Source organism: Pseudomonas sp. PDM13, from assembly GCF_025685765.1.
Lineage (GTDB): Bacteria > Pseudomonadota > Gammaproteobacteria > Pseudomonadales > Pseudomonadaceae > Metapseudomonas > Metapseudomonas solani.
On record NZ_JAOTQU010000005.1, the window covers coordinates 243,117 to 256,436 of the forward strand.

General features: G+C 69.2%; 7 protein-coding genes. 2 read left to right on the forward strand and 5 right to left on the reverse strand.

Going from position 1 to position 13,320, the window contains the following annotated elements:
- Positions 1-123 precede the first annotated feature (123 nt).
- From OEJ36_RS07820 to ompR, 5 genes are all read right to left on the reverse strand, one after another.
- Entirely contained in the window at positions 124-834 is a 711-nt protein-coding gene (locus OEJ36_RS07820) for a response regulator transcription factor (RefSeq protein ID WP_263401007.1), read from the reverse strand.
- A gap of 67 nt (positions 835-901) precedes the next feature.
- Complete coding sequence (locus tag OEJ36_RS07825) at positions 902-4,354, reverse strand: ATP-binding protein (RefSeq protein WP_263401008.1); 3,453 nt, start codon at positions 4,352-4,354, stop codon at positions 902-904.
- The gene (locus tag OEJ36_RS07830; protein ID WP_263401009.1) at positions 4,351-8,109 is read right to left on the reverse strand and encodes an EAL domain-containing protein; all 3,759 of its coding nucleotides are present in this window, start codon (positions 8,107-8,109) and stop codon (positions 4,351-4,353) included. The genes OEJ36_RS07825 and OEJ36_RS07830 overlap by 4 nt, the downstream gene beginning before the upstream one ends.
- Before the next feature lie 161 nt (positions 8,110-8,270).
- Positions 8,271-9,584, reverse strand: coding sequence for an ATP-binding protein (locus tag OEJ36_RS07835; protein ID WP_263401010.1), 1,314 nt, complete (start codon positions 9,582-9,584; stop codon positions 8,271-8,273).
- A gap of 76 nt (positions 9,585-9,660) precedes the next feature.
- Entirely contained in the window at positions 9,661-10,431 is a 771-nt protein-coding gene (gene ompR, locus OEJ36_RS07840; protein WP_411860979.1) for a two-component system response regulator OmpR, read from the reverse strand.
- Between the two features lie 153 nt (positions 10,432-10,584).
- Here ompR and OEJ36_RS07845 point away from each other — a divergent pair, with 153 nt between their 5' ends.
- Positions 10,585-12,906: a Tex family protein gene (locus tag OEJ36_RS07845; RefSeq protein WP_263401012.1), complete on the forward strand. Its 2,322-nt coding sequence runs from the start codon at positions 10,585-10,587 to the stop codon at positions 12,904-12,906.
- Between the two features lie 6 nt (positions 12,907-12,912).
- Positions 12,913-13,296: a PaaI family thioesterase gene (locus tag OEJ36_RS07850; protein WP_021218602.1), complete on the forward strand. Its 384-nt coding sequence runs from the start codon at positions 12,913-12,915 to the stop codon at positions 13,294-13,296.
- Positions 13,297-13,320: the final 24 nt, after the last annotated feature.

Sequence of the window (13,320 nt, forward strand, 5' to 3'; positions counted from 1 at the left end):
ACCTCACTGTCGCAATGGTTTTTTCCAGCAACAGGTATTGTCCCCGCCCGAATCAAGGCGGAACTAGGCGTGGCCGTTCATGCTTGTGAACAACGGTTGACAGCCGTCAGGCGGTCGGCGCCATCAGTTTGACATCTCGGACTCGAACGCCAGCTTGTAACCCTTGCCGTAGACGGTCTGGATCAGCTGCGGGCGGTTCGAATTGAGCTCCAGCTTGCGCCGTAAACGGGCCACCAGGGTGTCCACGGTGCGCAGGTCGCCGGCATCGTCGGCGTCGGCTCCGGAGCGCAGGCAGGCGAGCAGGTCATGGCGGCTGACGGCCTTGCCGCGACGCTCGATGAGGCCGATCAGCAGGGCGAACTCGCCGGCGGTGAGGCTGACGTCGGCGCCCTGCTCGTCGGCGATGCGGCGGCGCAGCAGGTCGACCCGGTAGGGGCCCAGGCACAGGTCCTGGCTGGGCTTGTCGCCGATGCCGCGGCGGCGCAGCAGGCTGCGGATCTGCGCCAGCAGCACGCGCAGGTTCACCGGCTTGGTGATGTAGCAGTCGGCGCCGGTCTCCAGGCCCGCCACGCGGTCGAAGTCGTCGTCGCGCACGGTCACCAGGATGATGCCGATCTCCGGGTTCTTGCTGCGCAGCTGGGCCGCCACGCTGAGCCCGTCGATGTCGGGCAGGCCGATATCGAGGATCACCGCCGCCGGCTGGTGGCGGTCGTACAGGCGCAGGCACTCGAGGCCCGAGGCGGTTTCCAGCACCTCATAGCCGGCATTGGCCAGATACAGCGAGACCATCTCGCGGATCTCCGGCGCATCTTCGACGACTAAGAGTTTTTCCATTGCGATCCGAAAGCTCGTTGTAGTTATGGATGCAGACTGCAGGGCGAAAGCGGACGTTCCACCCGTTTCAGGGAGGCGCAGTTTTATCGCTGTGCATCTCCTCGCGCAACAAGCGGCGATGTTCGTCCAGCACGCCCAGTAGCGCGCGCAGCTCTATCTCGCCCCTTTGCGCCGCCTGGGTGCGATTGGCCAGGCCGTGCAGGCCAAAGTTGGCCGCACTGCCCTGCAAACGGTGGAGCAAGGCCGAGCGGCGCGGGCCCGCCGGCTGGTCGAGCAGCTCGATCACGCCGCTGCGCACCTCGTCGAGGGAGCCGATGAAGGACGGCAGCAGGCGGTCGAACAGGTCGGTGCCCAGCCATTGGCGCAATTGCTCGAAGCGCGGGGCGGCGAGGCTGCGCTCGTCGCCTTCGGCCAGCTCCGCGGAGGACGGCGCGAACATGTCTTCGCCGCTGAGCAGGCGCTGCAATTCGTGGCGCTGCAGGGGCTTGGCCAGCACCCCGTCGAGGCCCGCCTGCAGGCAGGCCTGGCGGTCGAGGTCGGTGGCGTTGGCGGTGAGCGCGACCATCAGCGGGCCGACGTCGCCCTGCCCTTCGCGGATCAGCCGGCTGGCCTGCAGGCCGTCCATGTCCGGCAGGCGCATGTCCATCAGCACCAGGTCGTACTCGTGTTCGCGGCACGCGGCGACGGCGTCGCGGCCGTCACCGGCGCTGTCCACCAGGCAGCCCCAGGAGAGCAGCAGCTCGCTGGTCACCTCGCGACTCACCGGCACGTCTTCCACCAGCAGCACGTAGAGGCCGTCCAAGGGCACGTCGAGGCTGCGGCTGGTGGGACCCTGGCCACGCAGGGTCGGCCAGGGCAGCGCCAGGCGGAAGCAGGAACCCACGCCGGGCGTGCTTTGCAGGCCGATCTCGCCCTCCATCAGTTGCATCAGGCGCTGGACGATGTACAGGCCGAGGCCGACGCCGGGCAGCGCGCTGTGCTGCTCCAGGCGGGTGAAGGCGTTGAACACCTGGGCCTGCAGGGCCTCGGGAATGCCCAGGCCGGTGTCGGTGACGGTGATCACCACGCCCTCGCCCAGGGCGTTGCGCTGCAGGCGCACGTCGATGCCGCCGCGCTCGGTGAACTTGATGGCGTTGCCCAGCAGGTTGTAGAGCACCTGGCGCACGCCCACCGGGCTGCCCTCCACCCAGCAGCGCTCGCCCAGCTCCAGTTGCAGGGTCAGCTCCAGGCCCTTGGCCGAGGCCTGCAAGCGCATCACCTCGACGCATTCGGCAGCCAGGGTGCCGAGGTCGAAGAGCACCCGGCGCGGCAGCTCCACCGATTCGCTGCGGGCCAGGGCGAGCAGGCCGTCGAGCACGTCGGTGAGCCCGCGCGAGGCGTCCTGCACGGTGTCCAGGCGACGGCGCATGGGCGCGGGCAGATCATCGCGGTCCAGCAGCAGGGCAATGTGGCCCTGGATAGCCACCAGCGGGGTGCGCAGCTCGTGGCTGAGTGTGGCGAGCAGCTCTTCGGTCTGCCGGGCGTCGCGCAGTGCCTGGTCGCGGGCCTGCTCCAGAGCCTGCTGGGCACAAACTTCGCGGTCGATGTCCTCGACCACGCCGAGCCAGTAGAGCGGCCGCCCCTTGCGGTCGAGGATGCAGCGCGCCCGCAGCGACACCCACAGCCATTCACCGCCGGCCCGCAGCAGGCGCAGGCTGCAGTGCAGCTCGCCATCGCCACGGCGGGCCCGGCGCAGTTCGGCGAACAACCGGCCATGCTCCTGCGGGTGGACCAGGGCCGGCAGCGCCGCCGTTGCCAGCGAGTGGGGCTCGTAGCCGAGCAGGGTCCAGCAGCGCGCGGTGCCTTCCAGGCGCCGGGTGGCCAGGTCGAGCTTCCAGTGGCCGATATCGCCACCCTGCACGCCCTGCTCGGCCAGGCGCTGGCGGGTGACGTCTTCGAAGGTGGCGACCCAGCCGCCATCGGCCAGGGCGCGCCGGCGCACCTCGACGATCAGGCGGTTGCCCAGGGCCAGGTCGTCCTGGGCGCGCAGGGGCTGATCCAGGGGCGGCAGCAGCGCCAGGCACTCCTCGGTGCTCAGGGCCAGCTCGGCACGCCCCAGGCAGCGCAGCAGCTGGGCGCGGTCGATGGCTTCGCCGGAGACACCGAACAGGCGGCGGAAGCGCTGGTTGATCGCCAACAGGTTGCCCTGGCCGTCCACCGAGAGCAGCGCGGCGTCCATGTGCTCCAGGGTGCGGTCGAGCAGGTCGCGGTTCTTGCGCAGCACCTCGGTGCGCTGCTCCACGCGCAGCTCCAGAGACACGTTGAGGCGTTGCAGGCGGTCGGACAGCTCGACGTTGTGGCGCAGCGCCGCGAGCATGCGCTGGCCCAGCACCACGCCGTGGGACAGCAGCAGCGCCAGCACGCCGAGGGGGAACACGCTGATGGTGACCACGCCCTCGGTGTAGAGCAGCACGTCGTTGCACACCGCCGCAGTGACCAGGAGCATGCCCAGGAGGATGGCCCAGGCGCCGTCGCGGCCGTGGCGCACCGCACGTACCACCACGCTGAGGAAGAACAGGCAGGAGCCGACCACCAGCAGCGCCACCGGCTCGCGGGTGGCGGTGAACAGCGCCGGCGGCGCCAGCAGCACCAGCAGGCCGATGAGTGCGGCGACCGCCAGCAGCAGGCGGGTGACCCGATGGCTGGATTCCTGGGGGAACAGGCGGCGCAGCAGCAGGGCGTAGATCGCCGGATAGAGCCCCTGGCAGATGTACTTGATGTGGTAGATGAGGCTGGTGGGCAGCTCCAGGTTGTCCATCAGCCCGCTGTTGGCGGCGGCGCTTAGGGCCGCCAGCACCAGCATCATGCTGAAGGGGCCGCCGAGCAGCTGGCGGTCGTTCCAACTGCCCAGCAGCATCAGGTACAGCGCCATGAGGATGCAGCCGCCCAGGGTGAACAGCTGCACGCCCCGGCCCACGGCGGCGCGGTGTTCGAGGTAGTGGCGCGCGCCCACCAGGATCGGCATGTCGATGCCGCCCTCGCGGTGGAAGTGGTTGGACAGCTCGATGCGCACCAGCACGCTGTCGGCGCCGGGCGGCAGGGGCACCAGCAGCGGCGCGATGCGCGGATGTTCGTGGGCGGCGTCACCGACCGTGCCGACGCCGGCCACCAGCTCGCCGTCGATCCACACCCGCCCGGCCGATTTCAGCGCGTCGATGTACAGCGCCAGGGGCTCGTCGGTGGTGGGCAGGCGCAGCTCGGTGCTCAGCTCGATCTCGCCGAAGCCCACCTCGCCCCACCAGCGCGGGGTGCCGTCGTGCCAGGTGAAGGGCAGCTCGACCCGGGACGGCGAGCGCACCCCGCCGCGCCAGGTGAGCAGCCAATCGCCGGCCATGATCTCCATCGGCTGCGCCTCTGGCGACCACTCGCGCAGGTCGATGCCCGCCGGGTAGGCGGCGCTGGCCGGGGCCGGCCCGCCAACCCAGAGCAACAGGGTGCACAGCAGCCAGCCCGCAAGGCGGCGCAGGGAGACGGGACTCAAGGGGCGCGCTGCCGCAGCCAGTCGAGGAAGGCCGCCTCATCCAGCGGCGGGCTGAAGTGGTAGCCCTGGCCGAGGGCGCAGCCCAGGGCGCGCAGGCTGTGGTACTGCCCCCGGGCTTCGATGCCTTCGGCCACGCATTCCAGGCCGAGGTTGTGGCCGATGGCGAGGATAGTGTCCACCAGCGCGGCGTCGCTGCCGGCCAGCTCCAGGCCTTCGACGAAGCTGCGGTCGATCTTCAGGCGGTCCAGGGGCAGGCGCTTGAGGTAGGTGAGCGAGGAATAGCCGGTGCCGAAATCGTCGATGGCGAAGCGCACGCCCAGGCGCTTGAGCGCCTGCATGGCGGCGATGCACTGCTCGACGTCTTCCAGCAGGCTGCCTTCGGTGATTTCCAGCTCCAGGCGCTGGGCCGGCACGCCGTGGCGTTGCAGGCAGTCGCTGACCCGGGCGACGAAATCACCCTGGCGCAGGTCGCGGGGGCTGACGTTGATCGCCATCACCAGCTCGGGCCACTGCGGCAGCCACTGGGCCAGGCTGGCGCAGGCGCGGTCGAGCACCCAGTCGCTGAGTTCGAGGATCAGCCCGGTCTCTTCGGCCAGGGGGATGAACTGGCTCGGCGGCACCACGCCCCGGGTGGGGTTGCGCCAGCGCAGCAGGGCTTCGGCGCCCACCACGCGCTCGTCGGCGAGGGACAGCTGCGGCTGGAATTCGAGGAACAGCTGGCCCCGGGCGACGGCCTGGCGCAGCTCGCTTTGCAGCTGCAGGCGCTGGTCGATGGCGGCCTGCATGGCCGGGGCGAAGAAGTGCAGCGCGTTGCGGCCGCCCTGCTTGGCCCGATACATGGCGGTGTCGGCCTGCTTGAGGACGTCCGCCGCACCCTGGCGCTCGAAGGGGTGCAGGGCGATGCCGATGCTGGCGCTGACCGACAGCTCGTGCTCGCCGATGCGGTAGCTGCCGTGCAGGCTGTGGAGCAGCTTGGTGCCCACTTCGGCGGCGTATTCGGCGGTCTGCTCGGGGCTGTCGGCCAGGGCTTCGAGCAGCACCACGAACTCGTCGCCGCCCAGGCGCGCCAGGGTGTCTTCGGCCCGCAGACAGCTGGCCAGGCGCGCGGTGACTTCACGCAGCAGGGCATCGCCCACCGGGTGGCCGAGGCTGTCGTTGACCGTCTTGAAGTGGTCCAGGTCGATGAACAGCAGCGAGCCGAAGCGGCCTTCGCGCACCTCGCGGGCCATGGCGTGCTGCAGGCGGTCGAGGAGCAGGCGGCGGTTGGGCAGCCCGGTGAGTTCGTCGCTGTAGGCCAGGCGTTCGATCTCGCGCTGGTAGCGCTGGCGCTCGGAAATGTCGGTGATGCTCAGGCGGATCAACGGCGCGCCACCGCCCGGCAAACGCACCAGGCGCACCTCGCAGGGGCGCACGCGGCCGGCGACATCGCGCATCAGCCACTCGAACACCGGCGCCTCGCCGGCCAGCGCGGCCTGGGCGTAGGCGTGCCCGACATCCCGCGAAGGGCGGCCATCGGCCTGCAGCAGCGGGCTGAAGCTGGTGGGCATGCGCCCCATCAGTTGCTCGCGGGGCAGGCCATAGAGGCGTGCGGCGTTTTCGTTGGCTTCGGTGATGCCCCGCTCGACATCGAACACCAGGATCGCCTCGGGGGCGTGCTCCACCAGGATGCGGTAGCGCGCCTCGGCCTCGCGGCGGGCGCTGATGTCTTCCACCAGGGCCAGCAGCGCGTAGAGGCGGCCGTCGGCGTCCCGCACGGCGCGGACGTTGATGCGGGTGTAGATGACGCTTTCGTCGGGCCGCAGGAAGCGCTTGTCCAGCTCGTAGCCGTCGCGCTGGCCGCTGCGCACCTGTTGCAGCAGGGCCAGCTCGGCGCCGCGGTCGTCGGGGTGGGTGATGCTCAGCCAGTCGGCGCCCTGGAGCATTTCGCGGGAGCGGCCGAGGATGCTGCACAGCTTGAAGTTGACCTCTTCCCAGCAGTGTTCGGGCGAGCACAGGGCCATGCCGATCAGCGGCGCCTCGAAGAACAGGTGCAGGCGCTCGTCGCGCTCACGCTGGCGGCGCTCGGCGCGCTTCAGCTCGGTGAGGTCCTGGACCGCGCCGTAGATGCGGATCACCTGCTCGCCGTCGTGCTCGGCCAGGCCCTTGAGACGCACCCAGCGGTAGGTGCTCTTGGCGGTGACGATGCGCAGCTCGATGTCGAAGGGGTCGGCGGTGCGCAGCACATGGTCGAGGGTGGCCTGGGCGCGGGCGCGGCTGTCCTCGTCGAAGTAGTTCATCGCCTGCTCCAGGTTGGGCGCGCCGCCCACGGGGTCCAGGTCGTAGATGCGGAAGGTGCCTTCGCTCCAGAACATCTGCTCGCCGGGCAGCTCCAGCACCCAGCCGCCGATGTCGGCGATGGCTTCGGTCTGGCTCAGCAGGTGGGTCTGGCGCAGCAGCTCCTCGCGGCGCACGCCCAGCTCCTCGGCGAGCATCTCGCGGCGGCTGACGTCGTGCTGCAGGGCGACGAAGTGGCTGATGCCGTAGTCGTCGTGCATCGGCGCCAGGGTCACTTCGTTCCAGAACAGGCTGCCGTCCTTGCGGTAGTTGCGCAGCACCACCTGGCAGGGCTCGCCGCGCTGGATGGCGGCCAGCAGGCGCGGCAGGTCGGGCTGGTTGCGGTCATGGCCGACCAGGAAGCGGCAGTTGCGCCCCATCACGTCCTTGCGGCTGTAGCCGGTGATGCGCTGGAAGGCCGGGTTGCAGTAGGTCAGGGGAAAATCAGGCTGGCGCGCGTCGACGATGATCACCCCCAGCGGGCTGGCTTCCAGGGCCAGGCTGTTCAGCGCCAGGGCCTGCTGCATCTCGTTGCGGCGGCGCAGCTCCAGGCGCAGGTCGCTGAGGGAGCGGCCCACCAGCAGGGTGGAGACCATCAGCAGCAGCACGCTGAGGTGCAGTTCGATGCGCTGCGGCTCCAGCCACTGCGGCGCCTCGCCCAGCTCGCGGAGGATCGGCAGGGCGAGCACGGTGGCGGTGGTCAGGCCGGCGGCGTACAGGGCACCGGGGAAGCCCCAGACCAGCGCCAGGCTGAGCATCACCAGGCCGATCAGCGGCAGGGTCAGCAGCAGCGGCATCACCGAAATGGCCAGCGGCAGGGCGATGGACAGCACCAGCAGCACCGGCCAGGGCGGCAGCCTGAGCATCGATTCGGGCAGCCGCGAGTAGGTGCCAAGGGCGCAGCGCCGACGGCGCAGCCAGGGGGTGAGGTAGGTGAGCAGCGGCAGGGCGATGACCAGGGTGGTGAGGCTGTCGCCCAGCCACATCAGCAGGCTGGCGGTGCCCCAGGCTTCGGGCTCTATCACTCCGGTGAGCAGCAGGCTGCCCTGCACCCCGGTGGACACCAGGGTCACCGGCACCAGCACGCCGAGCAGCATGAAGCGCAGCAGGCTGGAGAAATCCGTCAGGGCGACATCGAAGCGCGACGGCCGCAGGAGCAGCCAGCCGGCGGCGATGCTGAGGGTTTCGGGCAGGGCGTAGAAGGGCGCGAGGTGCCAGTCCAGCCCCCACAGCGGCGCGCTCAGGGCGGCGTTGAGGAAAACCGCGAGCAATACCCGGGGGCCCCACCACAGGCAACCCACCAGGCCCAGGGAAAATGGCAGGTACCAGAGCGCCACGCCGCCGGAAACCTGAGTGCCCAGGGAGAGCCAGGTGGCGATGTGCAGCAACGGGAGTGACGACCACCAGGTCCAGTTGGGCAAGCGGGCTTGAGCGGCGGGCATTGTGACCTCATGTCTACGCGCGCTAGAGGATAGTCCAGGGCGCCTAGAGTACGTGGGTCAAGGCAAAGTGACACTATGCAAACGCAAGCGCCGACCGCCGCCTGACGGAAGGCGCGGCGGGCGGCGCCGAGGCCCCGGCACAGGCGGCCGGCGCACGGTGATCAGGCGGCGTCGCGGGGCAGCAGCAGGCCGATGGGCAGGCACACGCGGGCTTCGAGGCCGCCGCCGGAGCGGTTGCGCAACTCGACGCTGCCGCCGTGCAGCGAGGCGATGCGCTTGACGATGGCCAGGCCCAGGCCGGTGCCCTTGCCGCCACGGGCGCGGTCGCCACGGATGAAGGGGTTGAAGATGTCGCCCAGCTCCGCCGGGTCGATGCCCTGGCCACGGTCGAGGACGCTGAGGACGATGTAGGGCGCGGTGTGATCACCCGCCACGAAGGCCGCCACTTCGACGCCGTTGCCGCCATATCGCAACGCGTTCTCGATCAGGTTCACCAGCAGGCGCTTGATCGACACGCGCCGCAATGGGAACGGCGGCAGCGGCTCCAGGCACAGGCGCACGCGCTCCTCGTGCTGGTTGTAGGGGGCCACCACCTCGCGCACCAGCTCGCCCAGGTCGAGCTCTTCCTGGCGCTCGTCGCGGCCGTCACGGATGAAGGCGAGGAACTGGTCGAGGATGGCGTCCATGTCCTCGATGTCGCGGACCATGTCTTCGGTCAGCTCGCTGTCGCTGCTCATCAGCTCCAGGGACAGGCGCAGGCGCGTCAGCGGCGTGCGCAGGTCATGGGAGACCCCGGCCAGCATCAGTTCGCGCTCGCGGGCGGCCTGTTCGACGTCCTCGGCCATCTGGTTGAAGGCGCGGTAGACCTCGGTCATCTCGCTGGGGGTGTCGCTCACCGGCAGGCGCACGCTGCGGCCCTGGCCGAGCTGGCGGGCGGCGAACACCAGGCGCTTGAGCGGGGCGTTGAGCTGGCGCACGAAGATCCAGGCGGCGGCGGTGGACAGCAGGCCGATGCCGAGGAACCAGCCGAGCACGCTCCAGATGCGCTGCCCCCGCAAGGGGTGTGGGTACAGCGGGATGCGCACCCAGTCCGGGCCCAGCGCCGGGGCCTGGACCCAGAGCGCCGGCGGGCTCTTGGCGCGCAGGCGCACCTCGGTTTCGGGGCCGAGCTCGGTCTGCATCTGCCGCTCGAAGATTTCGCTGTAGGGCCAGTGCTGCTCGCTGGGCGGCACGGCGTCGCTGGTCACCCGCTTGAGGCCGGCGGCCTTGGCCAGGTCGTCACGCTCGGCTTCGCTGGCGGCCCAGTAGGCGCGCAGGGTCAGGGCCGCGCCGTGGCTGTACTGGCGATCCACGAGGACGTCCTCGTTCATCATCAGGTAGACCAGGGTCAGGGCCTTGGAAAACAGCACGACGATGAGCACCAGCCAGAGGGTGCGGGAGAAGAAACTCTGCGGGAACCAGTACGGCGCTTTCATCGGGTTTTCCGGGCAGGAGGCTCAGACGCCTTGCACAGCAGTGCCGCGCCCGGGAATACGGGCGCGGCGGGGTGGGTCACTTGTTGCCGTCGGGCACGAACACGTAGCCGACGCCCCAGACGGTCTGGATATAGCGGGGCTTGGACGGGTCGGGTTCGATCAGCCGGCGCAGGCGGGAGATCTGCACGTCGATGGAGCGCTCCAGGGCGTCCCATTCGCGGCCACGGGCCAGGTTCATCAGCTTGTCGCGGGTCAGCGGCTCGCGGGCATGCTGGACCAGGGCCTTGAGCACGGCGAACTCACCGGTGGTGAGCATGTGCACGTCGTCGCCCTTCTTCAGCTCGCGGGTGGCCAGGGACAGCTCGTACTCGCCGAAGCTCACGCTTTCGTCGGCAGCGGCGGGAGCACCGGGCACCTGGGGCGCCTGGCGGCGCAGCACGGCCTTGATCCGTGCCAGCAGCTCGCGCGGGTTGAACGGCTTGGCCAGGTAGTCGTCGGCGCCCAGCTCCAGGCCCTGGATACGGCTGGACTCGTCGCCCTTGGCGGTGAGCATGATGATCGGCACCTGGTTGTTCGACGCGCGCAGGCGGCGGCAGGCGGACAGGCCGTCCTCGCCGGGCAGCATCAGGTCCAGGACCACGAGGTTGAACAGCTCGCGGGCCAGCAGGCGGTCCATCTGTTCGACGTTTTCCACCGCGCGCACGCGGTAGCCCTGCTCCTCGAAAAAGCGCTCGAGCAAGCGACGCAGACGCGCGTCGTCGTCGACGATCAGGATCTTTTCGCCCTCGGCATTGGGGATGCTGCTCATGTTCTCTCCTGGTTTCTCAAGCGCGGCATTATTACTCAGCGCCGGTGTCGCGCGGCTCGACCATTGTTAGCAGATTTTTCCCCGAACGGTGCCCTGGCCAACGCAACGGGGTGTTTATAATGCGCCGCTTGTTTCCCGGCCGAGGCCAGGCCCGGCCGGTCTTTCGTTGGTCATCAGGTGTGTCTTTTTCATATGGAAAGCATCAACAACCGAATCGCTGAAGAGCTGGGCGTGCGCCCGCAACAAGTCGCCGCTGCCGTTGCCCTGCTCGATGAAGGCTCCACCGTTCCCTTCATCGCCCGCTACCGCAAGGAAGTCACCGGCAGCCTGGACGACACCCAGCTGCGCAACCTGGAAGAGCGCCTGCGCTACCTGCGCGAGCTGGAGGACCGCCGTGGCGCGATCCTCGCCAGCATCGAGGAACAGGGCAAGCTGACCCCGGAACTGGCCCGCGAAATCAAGCTGGCCGACACCAAGACCCGCCTCGAAGACCTTTACCTGCCGTACAAGCAGAAGCGCCGCACCAAGGGCCAGATCGCCCTGGAAGCCGGCCTCGGCGAGCTGGCCGACGCGCTCTTCGCCGACCCGACCCTGGCGCCGGAAACCGAAGCCGCACGCTTCATCGATGCCGAAAAGGGCTTCGCCGACACCAAGGCGGTGCTCGAAGGCGCCAAGTACATCCTCATGGAGCGCTTCGCCGAAGACGCCACCCTGCTGGCCAGCCTGCGCAGTTTCCTCAAGGACAACGCCACCCTCACCGCCCGCCTGGTGGCCGGCAAGGAACAGGAAGGCGCCAAGTTCAGCGACTACTTCGAGCACGACGAGGCCCTCAAGGGCGCGCCGTCGCACCGTGCGCTGGCGATCTTCCGTGGCCGCAACGAGGGCGTGCTCAGCGTCGCCCTCAAGGTCGGCGAAGAACTGCCAGGCACCATGCACCCCTGCGAAGTGATGATCGGCGAGCGCTTCGGCGTGAAGGACCAGGCCCGCGCCGCTGACAAGTGGCTGGGCGAGGTGGTGCGCTGGACCTGGAAGGTCAAGCTCTACACCCACCTGGAAACCGACCTGCTGGGCGAACTGCGCGAAGGCGCGGAGACCGAAGCGATCAACGTCTTCGCCCGCAACCTGCACGACCTGCTGCTGGCCGCCCCGGCCGGCCCGCGCGCCACCCTGGGCCTGGACCCGGGCCTGCGCACCGGCTGCAAGGTCGCCGTGGTCGACGCCACCGGCAAGCTGCTGGAAACCGCCACCGTCTACCCCCACGTGCCGCACAACAAGTGGGATGACACCCTGGCCACCCTGGCCAAGCTCTGCGCCAAGCACGGCGTGGACCTGATCGCCATCGGCAACGGCACCGCCAGCCGCGAGACCGACAAGCTGGCCGGCGAGCTGATCAGCAAGATGCCGGGCCTGAAGATGACCAAGATCATGGTCAGCGAGGCCGGCGCCTCGGTGTACTCGGCCTCGGAACTGGCCGCCAAGGAATTCCCCGACCTGGACGTGTCCCTGCGGGGCGCCGTGTCCATCGCCCGCCGCCTGCAGGACCCCCTGGCCGAGCTGGTGAAGATCGAGCCCAAGTCCATCGGCGTCGGCCAGTACCAGCACGACGTGTCCCAGCTGCAGCTGGCACGCAGCCTGGACGCGGTGGTGGAAGACTGCGTGAACGCCGTGGGCGTGGACGTGAACACCGCCTCCGCCGCCCTGCTGGCGCGCATCTCCGGCCTTAACGCGACCCTGGCGCAGAACATCGTCGCCCACCGCGACGCCAACGGTGCCTTCAAGACCCGCGAAGAGCTGAAGAACGTCAGCCGCCTGGGCGAGAAGACCTACGTGCTGGCCGCCGGCTTCCTCCGCGTGATGAACGGCGACAACCCGCTGGACGCCTCCGCGGTGCACCCGGAAACCTACCCGCTGGTGCAGCGCATCGCCGCCGGCACCGACCGCGACATCCGCTCGCTGATCGGCGATTCGGGCTTCCTCAAGCGCCTCGACCCGGCCAAGTTCACCGACGAGACCTTCGGCCTGCCGACCGTCACCGACATCCTCAAGGAACTGGACAAGCCCGGCCGCGACCCGCGTCCCGAGTTCAAGACCGCCGAGTTCCAGGAAGGCGTCGAGAGCCTCAAGGACCTCAAGCCCGGCATGGTGCTGGAAGGCGTGGTGACCAACGTCACCAACTTCGGCGCCTTCGTCGACATCGGCGTCCACCAGGACGGCCTGGTGCACATCTCCGCGCTGTCGGAGAAGTTCGTCAAGGACCCGTACGAAGTGGTCAAGGCCGGCGACATCGTCAAGGTCAAGGTCATGGAAGTGGACATCCCGCGTAACCGCGTCGGCCTGTCCATGCGCATGAGCGACACCCCCGGCGAGAAGGTCGATGGCCCGCGCGGCGGCGGTCGTCCCCAGGGCGGCCAGCGTGCGGATCGCGGCGCCCCGCGTCAGCAGCAACAGGCGGCGCCGACGAACAACGCCATGGCCTCGCTGTTCGCCAACGCCAAGCAGATCAAGAAGAAGTGAGCTGAGATGGAAATCTCCGACCTGCACACCGCCAGCGCCTACAGCAAGCTGCTGGGCATCGAACCGGTCAGCCTGGGCGACGGCGTCGCCGAGGCGCGCCTGACGATGGGCGAACACCTGCGCAATCGCGGCCAGGTGATGCACGGCGGAGCCATCTTTTCGCTGCTCGATATCGCCATGGGCCTGGCCTGTACCAGCGTCCATGGTTTCGAGCGGCGCAGCGCCACCATCGAATGCAAGATCAACTACATCCGTCCCGTGGCCGAGGGTGACATCCTCTGCCGCGCGCGGGTGGTGCACGCCGGCTCGCGGACCCTGGTGGTCGAAGCCGATGTGCTGCAGGGCGACAAGCTGGTCGCCAAAGGGCAAGGCACCTTCGCCCAGCTGTAAGCGCCAGGACGGCGAGGCTCTATT

Excerpts from the sequence above, each read along its gene's own strand:
- OEJ36_RS07845 (WP_263401012.1), top strand. The coding sequence starts at position 10,585 with ATGGAAAGCATCAACAACCGAATCGCTGAAGAGCTGGGCGTGCGCCCG.
- OEJ36_RS07820 (WP_263401007.1), bottom strand. The coding sequence starts at position 834 with ATGGAAAAACTCTTAGTCGTCGAAGATGCGCCGGAGATCCGCGAGATG.
- OEJ36_RS07850 (WP_021218602.1), top strand. The coding sequence starts at position 12,913 with ATGGAAATCTCCGACCTGCACACCGCCAGCGCCTACAGCAAGCTGCTG.
- OEJ36_RS07830 (WP_263401009.1), bottom strand. The coding sequence starts at position 8,109 with ATGCCCGCCGCTCAAGCCCGCTTGCCCAACTGGACCTGGTGGTCGTCA.
- OEJ36_RS07835 (WP_263401010.1), bottom strand. The coding sequence starts at position 9,584 with ATGAAAGCGCCGTACTGGTTCCCGCAGAGTTTCTTCTCCCGCACCCTC.